Source organism: Streptomyces sp. Ag109_O5-1 (genome assembly GCF_003814875.1).
Classification (GTDB): Bacteria; Actinomycetota; Actinomycetes; order Streptomycetales; family Streptomycetaceae; genus Streptomyces; species Streptomyces sasae.
The window spans coordinates 373,331-389,414 of record NZ_RKQF01000001.1 but is presented as its reverse complement, the minus strand read 5'-3'; the positions used below and the strand labels follow the sequence as shown (position 1 = coordinate 389,414).

At 71.1% G+C, this 16,084-nt stretch carries 16 protein-coding genes and 1 pseudogene; 13 read left to right on the top strand and 4 right to left on the bottom strand.

Translation table 11 applies throughout. The annotated features are described in order from the left end of the window. Positions 1-256: 256 nt before the first annotated feature. The 4 genes from EDD90_RS01755 (at position 257) to EDD90_RS01740 (ending at position 3,925) form a co-directional block, all read left to right on the top strand. Entirely contained in the window at positions 257-970 is a 714-nt protein-coding gene (locus EDD90_RS01755) for a response regulator transcription factor (protein ID WP_123971395.1), read from the top strand. 335 nt (positions 971-1,305) lie between these two features. Further along, positions 1,306-2,535, top strand: coding sequence for a cytochrome P450 (locus EDD90_RS01750; protein WP_123971394.1), 1,230 nt, complete (start codon positions 1,306-1,308; stop codon positions 2,533-2,535). A 35-nt stretch (positions 2,536-2,570) separates the two neighbouring features. Next, positions 2,571-2,768: a ferredoxin gene (locus tag EDD90_RS01745; protein WP_123971393.1), complete on the top strand. Its 198-nt coding sequence runs from the start codon at positions 2,571-2,573 to the stop codon at positions 2,766-2,768. Next, entirely contained in the window at positions 2,765-3,925 is a 1,161-nt protein-coding gene (locus tag EDD90_RS01740) for an NAD(P)/FAD-dependent oxidoreductase (protein WP_185148872.1), read from the top strand. Before EDD90_RS01745 ends, EDD90_RS01740 begins: the two co-directional genes overlap by 4 nt. Positions 3,926-4,003: 78 nt before the next feature. On the opposite strand, the gene EDD90_RS01735 is transcribed toward EDD90_RS01740, so the two are convergent. Continuing rightward, positions 4,004-4,816, bottom strand: coding sequence for an EamA family transporter (locus EDD90_RS01735; protein WP_123980776.1), 813 nt, complete (start codon positions 4,814-4,816; stop codon positions 4,004-4,006). Between the two features lie 150 nt (positions 4,817-4,966). On the opposite strand from EDD90_RS01735, the gene EDD90_RS01730 reads away from it, so the two are divergent. From EDD90_RS01730 to EDD90_RS01700, 7 genes are all read left to right on the top strand, one after another. Next, positions 4,967-5,824 (top strand): LysR family transcriptional regulator, encoded by an 858-nt coding sequence (locus EDD90_RS01730; protein ID WP_123971392.1) that lies wholly within the window; start codon positions 4,967-4,969, stop codon positions 5,822-5,824. A 117-nt stretch (positions 5,825-5,941) separates the two neighbouring features. Beyond that, positions 5,942-6,592, top strand: a complete 651-nt coding sequence (locus EDD90_RS01725) for a GntR family transcriptional regulator (protein WP_123971391.1) — start codon at positions 5,942-5,944, stop codon at positions 6,590-6,592. Between the two features lie 65 nt (positions 6,593-6,657). Next, positions 6,658-7,410 carry a PIG-L deacetylase family protein gene (locus tag EDD90_RS01720; RefSeq protein WP_123971390.1) on the top strand — a complete coding sequence of 251 codons (753 nt, stop codon included), beginning with the start codon at positions 6,658-6,660 and terminating at the stop codon, positions 7,408-7,410. Next, complete coding sequence (locus EDD90_RS01715) at positions 7,407-8,120, top strand: 4-carboxy-4-hydroxy-2-oxoadipate aldolase/oxaloacetate decarboxylase (protein ID WP_123971389.1); 714 nt, start codon at positions 7,407-7,409, stop codon at positions 8,118-8,120. Before EDD90_RS01720 ends, EDD90_RS01715 begins: the two co-directional genes overlap by 4 nt. Continuing rightward, positions 8,117-9,244, top strand: a complete 1,128-nt coding sequence (locus tag EDD90_RS01710) for a 4-oxalomesaconate tautomerase (RefSeq protein WP_185148868.1) — start codon at positions 8,117-8,119, stop codon at positions 9,242-9,244. The genes EDD90_RS01715 and EDD90_RS01710 overlap by 4 nt, the downstream gene beginning before the upstream one ends. Next, a complete protein-coding gene (locus EDD90_RS01705; protein WP_123971388.1) occupies positions 9,225-10,175 on the top strand; it encodes a catechol 2,3-dioxygenase in 951 nt (316 codons plus the stop codon). Before EDD90_RS01710 ends, EDD90_RS01705 begins: the two co-directional genes overlap by 20 nt. 254 nt (positions 10,176-10,429) lie before the next feature. Beyond that, complete coding sequence (locus EDD90_RS01700) at positions 10,430-11,755, top strand: aromatic acid/H+ symport family MFS transporter (RefSeq protein ID WP_123971387.1); 1,326 nt, start codon at positions 10,430-10,432, stop codon at positions 11,753-11,755. 61 nt (positions 11,756-11,816) lie between these two features. On the opposite strand, the gene EDD90_RS01695 is transcribed toward EDD90_RS01700, so the two are convergent. The 3 genes from EDD90_RS01695 to EDD90_RS01685 all read right to left on the bottom strand — a co-directional run bounded on the left by EDD90_RS01695 (position 11,817) and on the right by EDD90_RS01685 (position 14,438). Beyond that, positions 11,817-12,578 (bottom strand): XRE family transcriptional regulator, encoded by a 762-nt coding sequence (locus EDD90_RS01695; protein WP_123971386.1) that lies wholly within the window; start codon positions 12,576-12,578, stop codon positions 11,817-11,819. Between the two features lie 193 nt (positions 12,579-12,771). Beyond that, positions 12,772-13,215 (bottom strand): SH3 domain-containing protein, encoded by a 444-nt coding sequence (locus EDD90_RS01690; RefSeq protein WP_123971385.1) that lies wholly within the window; start codon positions 13,213-13,215, stop codon positions 12,772-12,774. 284 nt (positions 13,216-13,499) lie between these two features. Beyond that, positions 13,500-14,438 carry an alpha/beta hydrolase fold domain-containing protein gene (locus EDD90_RS01685; RefSeq protein WP_123971384.1) on the bottom strand — a complete coding sequence of 313 codons (939 nt, stop codon included), beginning with the start codon at positions 14,436-14,438 and terminating at the stop codon, positions 13,500-13,502. Positions 14,439-14,530: 92 nt separating this feature from the next. Here EDD90_RS01685 and EDD90_RS01680 point away from each other — a divergent pair, with 92 nt between their 5' ends. Beyond that, positions 14,531-15,064: a MarR family winged helix-turn-helix transcriptional regulator gene (locus EDD90_RS01680; protein ID WP_123971383.1), complete on the top strand. Its 534-nt coding sequence runs from the start codon at positions 14,531-14,533 to the stop codon at positions 15,062-15,064. 502 nt (positions 15,065-15,566) lie between these two features. Further along, positions 15,567-16,031 (top strand): annotated as a pseudogene (locus EDD90_RS56695) (RICIN domain-containing protein); the annotation flags it as partial. Positions 16,032-16,084: the final 53 nt, after the last annotated feature.

Genomic DNA, 16,084 nt, shown 5'->3' with positions numbered 1-16,084 from the left:
GGGGGTTCATGGGGAGGTGCAGCCGAGGAGGTGTCCCCGGGCCGGGTACCGGGCTGGGGGGAGTGAGCCGGTGCCCGGTCCGGGGACCGCGCCGGTCTCCGTCCCCACGGGGCCGGCGCCCGGGCCTGTCCGTCGGGCAGACCCTCGGGGCGGTCTCCGCTCAAGCCGACCCCGATTACTTGAGTTAGGCAAGCACATGTGGCTTACTTGAGTCAAGCAAGTGAATTGACCGCGCTTCGAACGAATGGGTCACCCCATGAACGGCAGCTCACCGGCACCCCAAGCGCTCGCCCGTGGCAGCGGGCAGCGGCTTCTGATCGCCGTCGGCGACCAGGACGCCGCCGAACTCCTGGCCACCACACTGGAGTTGGCGGGCTATCGGATCGGCGCGGCGGGCAGCGGCGCCCAGGTGGCCCGGCGGCTGGTGGAGCACCGGTTCGACCTGGTCGTCATCGACGCCGAACTCCCCGGCCTCGACGACTTAGGGCAGGGAGGCCGCCTCAAGCCCGCCTATCGGCCGCCCGTCCTCCTGCTGGCCGCCTGTGGCTCCCTGGCCCGGCTGGTGCCCGAACTCAGCGCCGGCGAGCGCGACTACGTCACCAAACCCGTCCGGCTTCCCGAGGTCCTCGCCCGTGTGAAGGTGCTGCTCCGGGACACGGACGCGGCCGCCCGGCCGGGAGGCGCGCTGCACCACGCGGACGTGGTCCTGGACGACGACACCTGCCGGGCCCGCCGGGGTGGCCGCACCCTCGACCTCACGCCCGCCGAGCACCGGCTGCTGCGCCACCTCCTCGTCAACGCCCGCATGGTGCTGTCCAAGGAGCAGATCAGCCGGTACGTCTGGGGCGAGTGCCGGGGCGACAACGCCATCGAGCAGCTGGTCTCCCGGCTGCGGCGCAAGGTCGACCGGCACGCACCCGCACTGATCCACACCCGGAGGGGCTTCGGCTACTGGCTGGGGGAGCTGTGAGTGCTTCGCAATGGAATCCCCAAGCAAACACGCGACCTGTCCCGCCGTTCGTCCGGGAACGGGTGGCGAGGTGCGGGAGCGTCGACCGCCGGGGCCGGATTCCGGTACTCCCCGGTTCGTCAACACACGTTTGCTGGAAGGGGGTTTGTGGTGTCCGTCATGGATGCGTCGTTCGCGGCAATGGCCCGGCCGTATGACCCGGGTCACGTCAGCTTGCCGTCAGGAAACCGACCGGCAGTCGTCAGCCCACTCTGTTTGCATGTGCTCATCGATACCTCGTACCCATCGTCCCGGCGCTCCGCCCCGAGCGGAGTCCCCACACCGAGGAGACAGAGATGGCCGACACCCTGACCGGCACCGGACCCGGCCCGGCCGAGCAGATCCCCGAGTTCCCGATGCCCCGGGCCGCAGGCTGTCCCTTCGACCCGCCCCCGGCCCTGACCGCCGCCCGGGAGGAGGGGCCCCTCACCAAGGTCAGACTCTGGGACGGCAAGGACTACTGGCTGCTCACCCGGTACGCGGACCAGCGCGCCGTACTGCTCGATCCTCGGGTCAGCGCCGACCTCACCCGGCCCGGATATCCGCTCCAGGCCCCCAGCAACGGCAAGAACAACATCAGCTTCATCCTCATGGACGACCCCGAGCACGCCCGGCTGCGACGCATGGTGACCGCGCCGTTCGCGATCAAACGCGTAGAGGCGCTGCGGCCGGCCGTGCAGACGATCGTCGACGACCTCATCGACGGGATGCTCGCCGGTCCGAAACCCGTCGACCTGGTCGAGGCGTTCGCGCTCCCGGTGCCCTCGCTCGTCATCTGCGCGCTGCTCGGAGTGCCGTACGACGACCACGACTTCTTCCAGGAGAACAGCAAGATCCTCATCAAGCGGGACGCGGCCATGGAGGAGCGCATGGCCGCCCACGGGAAGCTGATCGGCTATCTCGACGAGCTGATGGGCGAGAAGACGGCGCACCCCGGCGACGACTTGCTCTCCGGGCTCGTGACCCGGGTGGAATCCGGGGAACTGACCCGGTCCGACGCCGCCCAGATGGGCGTACTGCTGCTGCTCGCCGGGCACGAGACCACCGCCAACATGATCGCCCTCGGCACCCTCGCCCTCCTCGAACACCCGGAGCAGCTCGCCCTGTTGCGGGACACCGACGATTCCCGGCTGATCGCCTCCGCGGTGGAGGAACTGCTGCGTTACCTGACCATCGTGCACGGCGGCCGGCGCCGGGCGGTCCTCGCGGACATCGAGGTCGCCGGGCAGGTCATCCGGGCCGGCGAGGGCGTGATCATGCCGAACGACATCGCCAACCGCGACCCCGAGGCCTTCCCGGACCCCGACCGCCTCGACCTCACCCGCGACGCCCGCCGCCATGTCGCCTTCGGCTTCGGCGTCCACCAGTGCCTGGGCCAGCCGCTGGCCCGGATGGAACTCCAGGTCGTCTACGGCACCCTCTACCGCCGCATCCCGGGGCTCAGGCTCGCCGCCGGTGTCCCCGAACTGCCCTTCAAACACGACGGATCCGTGTACGGCGTCTACGAACTCCCCGTCACCTGGTGACCACACCCCCCCCATGAACAGCAAGGAGATTCGCCATGCGTGTCGAACTGGACGAACCCAAGTGCGTCGCATCAGGGCAGTGCGTGCTCGCCGCCCCCGAGGTGTTCGACCAGCGGGACGAGGACGGCATCGCCTTCGTCGTCGACGGGCAGCCCCCCGAGGACGTTCTCGACGCGGTCCGCGAGGCCGTGGCGATCTGCCCGGCCGCCGCGATCCGACTGGCCGAGCGGTGAGACGGATCGTGGTCGTCGGCGCCTCGGCCGCCGGGCTGGCGGCGGCCGAGACGCTGCGCCGCGAGGGCTACGACGGCACGCTCACCCTCGTCGGTGACGAACTCCATGTCCCGTACGACCGGCCGCCGTTGTCCAAGCAGGTGCTGTCGGCCGAGTGGCCTCCGGGCCGGGTGGTACTGCGAGCGCCGACCGAACTCGACGCCCTGGAAGTGCAGTTGCGGCTCGGGGTGGCCGCGAGCGGGCTCGACGTGGCGGACCGTACGGTGTGTCTGGCCGACGGCTCGGAAGTCCCGTACGACGGGCTGATCGTGGCCACGGGCGTACGGCCGCGGCGGCTGCCGGGGGAGGGCGCGCATGTGCTGCGCACTCTCGACGACGCGCTCACCCTCCGGGAGCGGATCGGGCCGGGACAGCGGCTGGTGGTGGTCGGCGCCGGGTTCCTCGGCGCCGAGGCCGCCGCCGTCGCCTGGAGGCTGGGCGCGCGGGTGACGCTGCTGGAACCGGCGCGGGTGCCGCTCGCGCACGTGGTCGGCGAGGAGGTGGGGCGGGTGCTGTCCCGGGCCCATCTGGAGCGGGGCGTGGACCTGCGGACCGGGGTCACGGTGGCCGAGGTGACCGAGGAGGGGGTGCGGCTCGCCGACGGGGAGGTGGTCGAGGCCGACGAGGTGCTGGTCGCCGTCGGTTCGCTGCCGAACGTCGAGTGGCTGGCCGGCAGTGGGCTCACCGTGGACGACGGGATCGTCTGCGACGAGTACTGCGAGGCGGCCCGGGATGCGTACGCGGCCGGGGACGTGGCCCGGTGGCACAACCCGTTGTTCGGCATGTCGATGCGTATCGAGCACCGGACGAACGCGGCGGAGCAGGGCATGGCCGCGGCGCGCAACCTCCTCAACCCCGGGGCGCGCAAGGCGTTCGCGCCGGTGCCGTACTTCTGGTCCGACCAGTACGAGATGAAGATCCAGGCGTACGGGTATCTGCGCGGGCACGAGGAAGTGCGCGTAGTGGAAGGGGAGTTGGAGGAGGGGCGGTTCGTGGCCGCCTATCGGACGGGAGAGCGGTTGAACGGGGTGCTTGCGGTGGGGATGCCACCGAAGGTGCTTCGGGGGTGGCGGCAGGGTGTTGCGGTGGGAGCGGCTTGGAAGGACGCCGTGGGCTGAGGGGATGGGACCGGTTGTGGGTGAGCTGCGGGCCGGTTGTGGCTGGTCGCGCAGTTCCCCGCGCCCCTTGGAGGCGCCTCAGTCAGCCCTTGTTGCGATGCTGACCGCGTTCGCGGCCACCACTGCCCCGATCGCCGCCCACTCCAGAACCCCCAGGCTCTGCCCCAGCATCACCCACCCCACCACGGCCGCCAGGACCGGGTTGACGCTCATGAACAGGCCGAAGGTCTGGGCCGGGACCTTGCGGAGGGTGAGGAGGTCGGCCAGGTACGGGACCGCCGATGACAGGACGCCCGCCGCCACCGCGCACAGCACGGCCCCGGCCGTCGGCGGGTGCCGTACCGCCAGCACGATCCCGACCGGCAGGAAGGTGAGCGCCGACACGGACGCGGCCGCCGCCGAACCCTGCGCCCCCGGGATCCGGCGGCCGACCACCCGGTTGAGCAGGATGTACGACGCCCAGCAGCAGGCGGCCACCAGGCCCAGTGCCATCCCCGCGTAGTCCGTCGACGGCTGCGGGCGCATCAGTACCACCACACCCGCCGCCGCCAGCACCGCGCACCCCGCGTCCAGCCGGCGGCGGGACGCGGCGAGGGCGATGGTGAGCGGGCCCAGGAACTCCAGGGTGACCGCCAGGCCCAGGCCTATCCGGTCGATCGCGGTGTACAGGGTGAGGTTCATCGTGCCGAGGACCACCGCCAGCAGCAGCACCGGCCACCACTGCGGCCAGGTGAAGGCGCGTGGACGCGGGCGGCCGACGGCCACGAGGACGAGGGCGGCCACGTACTGCCGTACCGCCACCACACCGAGCGGGCCGAGGACCGGGAAGGCCAGTGCGCCGATGGCCGCGCCGGTCTGGTTGGACAGACCGCTGCCGAACATGGCCGCCACGCCGGCCGGCCGCCCCGGCGCGGGGATCTTCGGGTCCGCGGGGGACACGGTCGTCGCGGGTCGTTGCAGGGCTCGTCGCATGACAGCAGAGTCCCGCCCGGCCGATGCTTGCGCATAATGCATGCGTTTCTGGATCTATACGCTTGGCGTATGAACGAGCTGGAGCTGCGGCAGCTGCGCTGTCTCGTCGCCATCGTCGACGAGGGCACCTTCACCGACGCGGCGATCGCCCTGGGGGTGTCCCAGGCGGCCGTGTCCCGCACCTTGGCGGGGCTCGAACGGGCCCTCGGTGTACGGCTGTTGCGGCGCACCTCGCGTGAGGTGACGCCGACGGCGACCGGACTGCGGGTGGTGGAGCGGGCCCGTCGGGTGCTGGGGGACGTCGCCGACCTGGTCCAGGAGGCCACCTCGGGGCACACCCGGCTGCGGATCGGCTACGCCTGGTCGGCGGTGGGGCGGCACACCGTCGCGTTCCAGCGTGGATGGAACGCGGCGCACCCCGGGATCGATCTGCATCTGATCCGCGTGAACTCGCCGTCCGCCGGGCTGAGTGAAGGGGCCTGTGACCTGACCGTCGTACGGCGGCCTCTCGACGACCGCCGCTTCGACACGGCCATCGTCGGCCTGGAACGGCGGCTGTGCGCGCTGGCCGCCGACGATCCCCTGGCCCGGCGCCGGTCCGTACGCCTCGCCGATCTGACCGGCCGGACCGTGATGACCGACCGGCGTACCGGTACGACCACTCCCGACCTGTGGCCGCCGGGGGCCCGTCCGGCCGTCGAGGAGATTCGCTCCGTAGACGACTGGCTCACCGAGATCGCCGCCGGACGCGGCATCGGTGTGACCGCGGAGTCGACCGCCCACCAGTATCCGCGGACCGGCATCGTCTACCGGCCGGTCCGGGACGCCGAACCGGTCGCGGTCCGGCTGGCCTGGTGGCGGGACGATCCGCACCCCGCCCACCAGGCCGTTCTCGAACTGCTCAGCGAGCTCTACCGCTCGGGCTGAGCGCGCGTGCGCCGGGCCGCATGCGCGGATCGCGGCGGCAATACGGCAGACAAAATTGTTGACAATCTTGTTTGGCTAGATTTAACGTTCGACAGGCACTCACTCAGGGAGGGCACGATGCCGAAAGAAGCCCGTCCGACCACCGGAGAGCAGGCCAAGCAGCATGCGCTCGCGCTGCTGCGGCAGGCGATCCTGCACGGCGAGATGGCCCCGGCCCAGCGGCTGGTGGAGAACGAGCTCGCCGAGGAGTTCGGTGTGACACGGGCCAGCATCCGTGCGGCACTGATCGATCTGGAGGCGCAGGGACTGGTGGAGCGGATCCGCAACCGCGGCTCGCGGGTGCGGGTGGTGACCGTGCAGGAAGCGGTCGCGATCACGGAGTGCCGCATGGTCCTGGAAGGACTGTGCGCGGCCAAGGCGGCCGTCGCGGCCAGCGACGAGCAGCTCACCGAGCTCGCGGACCTCGGGGCGGCCATGACCAAGGCCGTCGCCGACGGCGAACCGGTCACCTACTCCGAGCTCAACCACGAACTCCACGACAAGATCCGGGGCATCTCCGGCCAGCAGACCGCCGTGGAACTGCTGGAGCGGCTCAACGCCCAACTGGTCCGGCACCGCTTTCAGCTGGCGCTGCGCCCGGGGCGCCCGCAGCAATCCCTGAACGAGCATCTGGCGATGATCGAGGCGATCAGGGCCAGGGACCCGCAGGCGGCCGAAGCGGCCGTCCGCGCCCACCTCACGAGCGTGATCGACGCGCTGAGCGACTGACACAGCGCTTCGCATGACGTCCGGGGTGGGTGGGCGCACACCTGTCCACCAAGGAGATTTCTGCAATGACCCACGCCAACGCGCCCGCCGCCCCACCGCGATCCACCCTCGTCGTCACCGCGCACGCCGGGGACTTCGTGTGGCGGGCGGGTGGAGCCATCGCCCTGGCCGCGTCCCGGGGCGAGAAGGTCACCATCGCGTGTCTGACCTTCGGCGAGCGCGGCGAGTCCGCCAAGGCGTGGCGCGAGGGCAGGAACCTGGCGGAGATCAAGGCGATACGCCGGGAGGAGGCGGAGCGGGCCGCCGCCGCTCTCGGCGCCGGGGTCCGCTTCTTCGACGCCGGCGACTACCCGCTGGCCGCCTCCGCCGAGCTGACGGACCAGCTGGTCGCCGTCTACCGCGAGACCCAGCCCGACGTTGTGCTCACCCACCCCGTCGACGACCCCTACAACGGCGACCATCCGGCCGCCAACCGCATGGCCCTCCAGGCCCGGATCCTCGCCCAGGCCATCGGCTACCCGGGCGAGGGCGACATCATCGGCGCCCCGCCGGTCTTCTACTTCGAGCCGCACCAGCCCGAGATGAGCGGCTTCCGGCCCGAGGTGCTCCTCGACATCACCGAGGTCTGGGACGCCAAGCGCAAGGCGATGGAATGTCTCGGCGCCCAGCAGCACCTGTGGGCGTACTACACCGACCTCGCCGTCCGCCGGGGCGTCCAGCTCAGGCGGAACGCGGGTCCCAATCTGGGCCTGGCGCACAACACCATGGCCGAGGCGTTCATGCGCCCGTTCCCGCAGATCGCGAAGGAGCTGGCGTGAGCGGCGTGATCGTCACCGACCCGCCGAAGGCGGAGCTGAAGGACGTGGACGCGCTGGCCGGCTTCGGGGTGGCCACCGTGAGCGAGGCCATGGGGCGGACCGGACTGCTCGGTCCGGGAATCCGTCCCGTCCAGCAGGGTGTGCGCGTCGCGGGCACGGCCGTCACCGTGCTCAGCTGGCCCGGCGACAACCTCATGATCCACGCGGCCGTCGAGCAGTGCGGTGAGGGCGACATCCTGGTCGTCACCACCACCTCGCCCTGTACGGACGGGCTGTTCGGCGAGCTGTTCGCGACCGCCCTGAAGCAGCGCGGGGTGCGCGGTGTCGTCCTCAACACCGGCATCCGCGACACCCAGGAGCTGCGGGACATGGGCTTCGCCGCCTGGTCCCGGGCGGTCTCCTCGCAGGGCACGGTGAAGGCCACCGGCGGCTCGGTCAACGTGCCCATCGCCATCGACGGGCAGATGATCAACCCGGGTGACGTGATCCTCGCCGACGACGACGGTGTGGTGGTCGTACCCCGGCAGCGCGCCCGCGAGACCGTCGAGAAGTCCGAGGCCCGCGAGGCCAAGGAGGCCGCGACCCGCGCCGCCTTCATCGACGGCCAGCTGGGCCTCGACCGCTACGGACTGCGGGAGACCCTCCAGCGGCTCGGCGTCGAGTACAGGACGTACGAGGAGTACACGGAGCACGAGGAGCGCACCAAGTGACCGGGCCCGCGGAGGTGCGCTGCATGCTGATGCGCGGCGGCACCTCCAAGGGCGCCTACTTCCTGGCCGAGGACCTGCCCGCGGACCCCGCCACCCGCGACCGCCTGCTGCTGCTGGTGATGGGCAGCCCCGACCCGCGCCAGATCGACGGCTTGGGCGGGGCGCATCCCCTGACCAGCAAAGTGGCGGTCGTCTCACTGTCGGACGACCCGGAGGCGGACGTCGACTACCTCTTCCTCCAGGTCGCGGTCGACCGGCCGGAAGTGACCGACCGTCAGAACTGCGGGAACATTCTCGCCGGGGTCGGCCCGTTCGCCGTGGAGCGGGGGCTCGTGGCCCCCGGGGACGGCGAGACATCCGTACGGATCCGGATGCTCAACACGGGGGAGTCGGCCATCGCCACCTTCCCGACCCCGGGCGGGCGCGTCGACTACACCGGCGACGCGGAGATCTCCGGAGTGCCCGGCACGGCTGCTCCGGTGGTGATCGAGTTCCCGGCGGGGGAGAGCCCGTTGCTGCCCACCGGGAGCGTCCGCGACATCATCGCCGGAACTCCGGTGACCTGCGTCGACAACGGCATGCCGACCGTGCTCATCGCCGCGGGCGCCCTCGGCGTCACCGGGTACGAGGACCCCAAGGACCTGGAGGAGGACCTCGCGCTCGCCGACCGCCTGCACGAAATCCGGCTGGCTGCAGGGAAGTCGATGGGGCTCGGGGACGTGGAGACCGCCACCGTGCCCAAGCTCAGTCTGCTCGCCCCGCCCCGACACGGCGGCGTGGTCACCACCCGGACCTTCATCCCCGTCCGCTGCCACACCTCGATCGGCGTCCTGGGCGCCGCGAGTGTGGCCGCGGGCCTCAGGCTGCCCGGCGGTGTGGGGGAGGGAATCGCCCGGCTCCCGGACCACGGAGACCGCGTCCGGATCGAACACCCCACCGGATTCCTGGAGATCGATGTCAGCGTCGATCCCGGTTCCGGCGGCACCCCGCCGGCCGCCCGCCGCACCGCGGTCGTCCGCACCGCCCGCAAGATCTTCGACGGCACCGTCTTCCCCCGTGCGGTCGACACACCCCCCACACCCGCACGACCCCAAGGAGGCAACGATGGCCCCGCCCCTCGGTGACATCGCCCATATCGGCCACGCACAGCTGTTCACCCCGGACCTGGACGCCAGCGTCGCCTTCTTCACCGACTACCTCGGACTGACCGTCAACGGCCGGGACGGCGACACCGTCTATCTGCGCACCTTCGACGACTACGAGCACCACAGCCTGGTCCTCACCGCCCGCGACCGGCCCGGCCTCGGCCGCCTGGCCCTGCGCACCTCCAGCGAGGACGCCCTCCACCGCCGTGTCAAGGCGATCGAGGAGGCCGGCGGCACCGGCCACTGGACCGAGGACGAACCCGGACTCGGAAAGCTCTACATCACCACCGACCCGGACGGCCACGAACACGCCCTCTACTGGGAGAGCGAGTACTACCAGGCGCCCGAGGAGCTCAGGCCCGCCCTGAAGAACCAGCCGCAGGCCAAGCCCAACCGGGGCGTCGGCGTCCGCCGCCTGGATCACATCAACTTCCTGGCCGCCGACGTGCTCGCCAACGCCGAGTTCCAGGAACGGATCCTCGGGGCCCGCCCGACCGAGCAGATCCGCCTCGACACCGGGAAGATCGCGGCCCGCTGGCTGACCTTCACCGACAAGTCGTACGACGTCGTCTACACGTCCGACTGGACCGGCTCCACCGGCCGGCTGCACCACATCGCCTTCGCCACCGACACCCGCGAGGACGTGCTGCGTGCGGCCGATCTCGCCATCGACAGCGGGGTGTTCATCGAGACCGGCCCGCACAAGCACGCCATCCAGCAGACGTTCTTCCTGTACGTCTACGAGCCGGGCGGCAACCGCATCGAGCTCTGCAACCCGCTCACCCGGCTGGTGCTGGCGCCCGACTGGCCGCTGATCACCTGGACCGAGGCCGAGCGGGCCAAGGGGCAGGCCTGGGGCCTGAAGACGATCGAGTCCTTCCACACGCACGGGACACCACCCGTCGGCTGATCCGGTTTCGGCCATCAGGGGGTGCGCGACGCGCTGCTGTGCGTCACGCACCCCCCTTTGCCACCTGGACCTTTACGCAAGCGCAGGGCGGACCGGCCACTGTCTGGATTGTTGCTGAGATTGTTGACAAAAGCGTTGACGCTCCAGGATCCCGGTCCTTAGTGTCTAGCGCACCAAGGGTCAGCCGCACGAGCCGCGCGGCCCGCTCATTGATCCCCTCCAGGGAACGCCTCCTGGACGAGAGGAAACCAAAGATGTCCTCCTCACCCGCCCCGTCCGCCCGGGGCAGCAAGCTGGCGCTGCTGGTCGTCGGTCTGTGCTGGCTGGCCGTGCTTTTCGACGGCCTCGACATGTTCATCTACGGCTCGGTGCTGCCCCACCTGCTGGAGACCAAGACCTTCGGCCTCACCCCGGACCAGGCAGGCGACCTCGGCTCCTACGCCACCTTCGGCATGCTGGTGGGCGCACTGACCGCGGGCACGGTCGCGGACCGGATCGGCCGCAAGCAGCTGATGATCGGCTGTGTCACGCTGTTCTCGCTGGCCTCCGGCATCTGCGCGATATCGGGGAGCCTCGCGGTCTTCGGCCTTGGCCGCACCCTGGCCGGCGTCGGCCTCGGCGGGCTGCTGCCGACCGCGATCAGCATGGTCTCCGACTACGCGAAGGGCGGCCGGGCGGCACTCACCATCGGCCTGCTGATGACCGCGCACCACGCGGGCGGCATCCTCTCCGCGTACGTGGCCAAGTGGCTGATCGACCCGTTCGGCTGGCGCTCCGCCTTCTGGGTCTGCGTGCTCCCGCTGCTCTTCGTCCCCGTCCTGCTGAAGCTCCTGCCGGAGTCGCTGAGCTTCCTGGTCGCCAAGGGCCGCACCGAGGAGGCGGGCGCCCTGGCCGCGCGCTACGAGGTCGAACTGCCCGCCGTCGCCGCAAAGACGACGACCGCCGACCGCTGGGACGCGCTGCTCAACCTGTTCCGCGGTGGCGAGTGGCTGCAGACCCTGCTCTACTGGCTGGCCTCCTTCGGTGGTCTGCTGCTGGTCTACGGCGTCGCCACCTGGCTGCCCACCCTGATGCGCACCGAGGGCTACGAGCTGGCCAACGCCCTGACCTTCGTCGTCGTCTTCAACCTCGGCGGCATCGTGGGCATGCTGGTCGCCGGCCGCGCCGCCGACCGGTTCGGCGCCCCGCGCATCTCGGCGGTCTGGTTCGCCCTCACCGCCGTCGGTGTCTACCTGCTCAGCGTCCACATGCCGATGGGCGTGACCACGGTCGTCGTCTTCCTCACCGGTGTCTTCCTCAACAGCGCCCAGACGATGATCTACGCGACCGTCGCCATCCGCTCCACTCCGGACAACCGTGCCACCGCCGTCGGCTGGACCTCGGGCATGGGCCGCTTCGGCGCCGTCTTCGGCCCGTGGCTCGGCGGCCAGCTGCTCGCTGCGGGCAACGGCGACTGGGGCTTCACCGCCTTCGCGCTCGCCGGTGTCTCCTCGATGGTCTTCATCGGCATCGCCGCCCTGCGCTCGGCCAGGCAGCCGCAGGCCGGCAACGACCGGGAGGAACTGGTCGTCGCACACTGACCGGTACTCCCGACCGGTCCGGCGCCGCGCTCCTTCCACGGGCGCGGCGCCTTCTTGCCGCCTACTCGTCGTCCGGCTGCGCCTCCAGCCCCGTGCACGCCAACTGCCCCCCGACCTCCGCGCACGCCTCCACTCCCCGGGGTGTCGGTACCGCGAGCATCGGGCTGGTGTAGCCGACCGAGTCCTCGGCCGGATAGCTCGCGGAGAGCACGTTCTGCCCGGCCCGGACCGAGACCTCACGGGCGTGTGCGGTGTGCAGCCGCACCTCGGACCAGGCGGTGCCGCAGGTGGGGGACCAGCGCAGCCGGACGTCGTACGCGGTGTCGGTGACGGCGCTCTTGGTCTGTGCGTCCCGGGCGCATGCCGAGGTGTCCGGCAACTCGCCCTGGCAGGACCGGCCGTGGCAGCGCGGCGGAGCCGAGACCGGCTGGGCGCCCGGCGTGCCGCGCCGGTCCGACAGGGTCACGGCGGCCGCCGTGACCCCGGCCACGGCGAGCAGCACGAGCATGGTCAGCGGCAGCCGCCAACGCCGCCCCGACTGCGGCTGCGCCCGGGCCGGTTCGACGGCCGGCGGCGCCTCGACGGCCTCGCACAGCGCCAGCACGGCCGCCGGGTCGGCGCCCGCGAGCCGGGCCAGGGCCTCCACGGCCGGGCGCGGTGGCCGTTTGGCGCCGGAGAGATAGCGGTGCCAGGCGGACTTGCTGTACGGCGTGCGGGCGGCCAGCGCCGCCAGGCTCAGTCCCGTACGCTCCTTCAGTTCGCGCAGCTGCGCCGTGGCCGACTCGTCGGGTGGAGTGGTGCTCTCTCCTTCGGGGTGCCGCATGTCGCGTGCCTCGACTTCATAACGCTATGGGCGTTTCGCCCCTGTTGTCGGGATGGCTTCCCATGGAGACCGGGCCCGCAATCGGCGAACAGGTGTGTAGACGGTGAATCGGGGTGCATGTCGAAGGCCTGTTCGGGAACGCTTGGTTCCCGAACAGGCCTCTGTGGTCAGGGAGTACGGCGGGAGGGGGCCGTCAGCACCACGGAACGGCGCGGCCGACCCGGACGTAGCGGGAGGAGACGTAGCCCTTGTGGTGGGGGAGCCGGTACCAGGCGTGGTTGCCGCGCACCGAGCCGCCGTAGGTCTTGCACGTCAGTGGGATGAGCCGGTTGTTGTGACGGTGGCCGACCACGCGGTAGCGGGTGCCCGGGCCGGAGCGGACGTTCAGCCGGACGTGGTGCGTGGCCACCCGCCCCACGGTGCGGTACGTGCGGTGCGTGCGGTACGTGTAGTACCGGTGGTGGTGGCGGTGGACCACCGCCGGAGCGGGCAGGGTGGTGTAGTTGTAGAACTGCACGATTCCCTGCGGCGCGGGGATCGGGGCGGCGGCGCTCGCGGTGGCGGCCCCCGCCGTGGGCAGGAACGCCAACGCCGCGACCGTGGCCAGCAGGCCGCTCTTCAGGATCCGACGGGACATGGAAACCTCCGGCTGTCGTTCTCGTGACCACGAAGGGTGATCACGAATCGGAGGATTGCCGTGCCGAGCCGTCACCATGTCGTCCCCGCGTGCCCTGGGACGCGTGGGACGTCCCCGGGAACGCGCCCCAGGCCCGGGCGGTCCTCAGTGGGGTGTCACCGACGTTGCGGAACAAGTGAGGGACGCGGGACGGCGGTTCATTCGCGCCCCGCCAGGGGCGGGGGGAACTGCGCGACCTGCCACGGACCACGGTCGGCCGCCCGTGAACAGCACACCCCGGGCTCTCAGGCGTCCCGCCCCCGGACCGTGCGCACATGACGCGCGATCAGCGCATACACCTCACGTGCCTTCGCATCGTCCTTTCCGTCATAGCCGTGGTCCGCCCCGACGACCTCGTGGTGTTCCACCAACGCCCCCGCCGCCGCCAGCCGTGAGGCGTACCGCTCGCCCTCCGCCCTCAACAGGTCGTACTCGGCCGTGATCACCAGCGCCGGGGCGATCCCCGTCAGATCGGCCGTGTCCGAGGGATGCGCGGGGGAGACCAGCGGGTCGGCACGCCTCTTCCGCTCCGGCACATACGCCGAGTCGAACACCTCTGCCATCCAGGGCCGCAGCATCGGCTTGGCGACCGCGGCCCGCTTGTCCGCCGCGTTCGTCATCAGGTCCAGCGGCGGATAGTGCAGCACCTGGAGCGCGATCGAGGGCCCGCCCTCCGTCAGCGCCTGCCGGGCCACCGCCGCCGCGAGTCCACCGCCGGCGCTCTGTCCGCCCACGGTCGGCCGGGAACCGTCCCAGCCCTGCTCCGCCGCGTGCTCTGCGATCCACCGGACCACCTCGAAGGCCTGGCGGGCCGGGGCCGGGAAGGGGTGTTGCGGGGCGACGGCATAGTCGACGTTCACCACGACCACCCCCGCCTCGGCCGCGAGGCAGCGGCAGAGCGGGTCGTCGAGTTCGGTGAGCGACATGACGTAGCCACCGCCGTGGAAGTTGACGTGCACCGGGGGCGCGGGGTCCATGACGGCGGGAAGGTACACCGTGGCACGGGCCGGGGCGACGGACGTCGGGATGGTCAACTCCCGTACGTTGCGCGGGAGGTCCGGAAACCGGGCATGCGAGGAGGCGTCGGAGCCCGGGCCGTTCGGCCGCCTGCTCGCCAGGAGAGTGAGCTGCTGCAGGGTCTTCGCGCCGAGAGCGGCGATCGAAGGGCGGGCCAGGAGGGACATACGGCTCCGATCGGTGGACGCTGCGCGGTAGTGTGCGGGAACGCACGCACTAACTTACTTGAGTTACGCAACGATATGGTAAACTGGCCGGTATGTCCACAGAACCGCTGCCAGCCGTCCCCGCCGCCACCCCGGAAGTGGTGGAGATCGAGCGCGCCCTGACGCGCATCACCTATCTGAGCACCCGGGCCCGGCAGCACGAGCGGCTCATGGCCCTCGCGGGCGTCCCGCTGGACCGTGCCGCGGTGGCCCTGCTGCGCCAGGTCGCCGACTCCGAGCCGTTGCGCCCGGGGGAGCTCGCCCACCGGCTCGGCGTCGAGGCGTCCCATGTGACGCGTACGGTGCAGCAGCTCCAGAGGTCGGGCCATGTCACCCGGGTCCCCGACCCCGACGACCGCCGCGCCCAGCGGATCGAGCTCACCGACTCCGGCCGGGAGGCCGTCCACCGGGTCCGGGACGCCGGTGCCCGCGGCATGCAGTTGGCCCTGGGAGAGTGGCAGCCCGAGGAACTGCGGCAGCTGGCCGTGCTGTTCCACCGCATGGTCGACGACTTCCTGGCGTACGCGGTCGAGGACGAGCCGGGCCAGGAGACCGGCGAGACGGTGCCCTCGGCCCGAACCGTGTGAGCCGCCACGCCCCCGGCCCTCGAGCGGTACGCCCCGCCCGTCCGGGTCCGCTCGAATCGATCCCGCCGGACTTCTCTTCTGCATCTGTGCGGACCATGGCAACGCGCGTGGGCGACAATGAGGGCGGCGGCGGCCGTCTTCGCCGACGCCCGCCGGGACCCCGTGAGCCCGGGCGTCGGACCCCGCTGGTGGACGCCCGAGTCTTCGGTCTCAACTCGTCATCCCCGCAAGGCCCTTGGAGTCCCAACTCGACGCGTCCAACCCATTGACGTGCCATTGCCACCCCCTTACCTTCTGGTCGAAGTTCCGTACACAGTTCGGTATTCCGAACGCGATGGCCGCCGGAAGGGACTCCCCGTGATCCGCACCCGCCCTTGGCTCGTGCTTGTCGCGGCGCTGCTCGCCGTACTCGCGTCCTTCGTGACCACGCAGCCCGCAACGGCGGCCGTCGGCCGCCCGTTCACCAACCCGGTCAAGGCGCAGAAAGGCGCCGACCCCTGGGGACTACAAGCTGGGCCTGCTCGAACTCACCGGCACCGACCCGCTCGACCCCGCCTCCTGGGCCAAGTCGGCGTCCCCGGTCTTCCAGCGCAGTGACGCGGGCGGTGTGTACGGACCTGGCCACAACGGCTTCTTCAGCTCGCCGGACGGCACCGAGAACTGGATCGTCTACCACGCCAACAGGTCGTCGAGCGGCGACCCCGACCGCGTACACGCTGGTGAACCGCAACAGCGGCACGTGCCTTGACGTGGCGGACGGTGGCACCACCGACGGCGCCAACGTCCTCCAGTGGACCTGCACGGCGGCAGTAACCAGAAGTGGCTGGTGGAGGACCAGGGCAACGACACCAGCCACCTCGTCAACGTCGCCACCGGCAAGGTCCTGGACACCGCCGACTGCTCCACGGCCGACGGCGCCGACCTGCGCCAGTGGTCCTGGCTGAACAACAACTGCCAGCAGTGGCACCGCACTCCACGACCTGACCCTCACCAGCCACAACCGAGAGGAACCATCCGCAC

Excerpts from the sequence above, each read along its gene's own strand:
- EDD90_RS01690 (WP_123971385.1), bottom strand. The coding sequence starts at position 13,215 with ATGTCCCGTCGGATCCTGAAGAGCGGCCTGCTGGCCACGGTCGCGGCG.
- EDD90_RS01720 (WP_123971390.1), top strand. The coding sequence starts at position 6,658 with ATGACCCACGCCAACGCGCCCGCCGCCCCACCGCGATCCACCCTCGTC.
- EDD90_RS01700 (WP_123971387.1), top strand. The coding sequence starts at position 10,430 with ATGTCCTCCTCACCCGCCCCGTCCGCCCGGGGCAGCAAGCTGGCGCTG.
- EDD90_RS01730 (WP_123971392.1), top strand. The coding sequence starts at position 4,967 with ATGAACGAGCTGGAGCTGCGGCAGCTGCGCTGTCTCGTCGCCATCGTC.
- EDD90_RS01725 (WP_123971391.1), top strand. The coding sequence starts at position 5,942 with ATGCCGAAAGAAGCCCGTCCGACCACCGGAGAGCAGGCCAAGCAGCAT.
- EDD90_RS01695 (WP_123971386.1), bottom strand. The coding sequence starts at position 12,578 with ATGCGGCACCCCGAAGGAGAGAGCACCACTCCACCCGACGAGTCGGCC.
- EDD90_RS01745 (WP_123971393.1), top strand. The coding sequence starts at position 2,571 with ATGCGTGTCGAACTGGACGAACCCAAGTGCGTCGCATCAGGGCAGTGC.
- EDD90_RS01750 (WP_123971394.1), top strand. The coding sequence starts at position 1,306 with ATGGCCGACACCCTGACCGGCACCGGACCCGGCCCGGCCGAGCAGATC.
- EDD90_RS01685 (WP_123971384.1), bottom strand. The coding sequence starts at position 14,438 with ATGTCCCTCCTGGCCCGCCCTTCGATCGCCGCTCTCGGCGCGAAGACC.
- EDD90_RS01680 (WP_123971383.1), top strand. The coding sequence starts at position 14,531 with ATGTCCACAGAACCGCTGCCAGCCGTCCCCGCCGCCACCCCGGAAGTG.
- EDD90_RS01705 (WP_123971388.1), top strand. The coding sequence starts at position 9,225 with ATGGCCCCGCCCCTCGGTGACATCGCCCATATCGGCCACGCACAGCTG.
- EDD90_RS01755 (WP_123971395.1), top strand. The coding sequence starts at position 257 with ATGAACGGCAGCTCACCGGCACCCCAAGCGCTCGCCCGTGGCAGCGGG.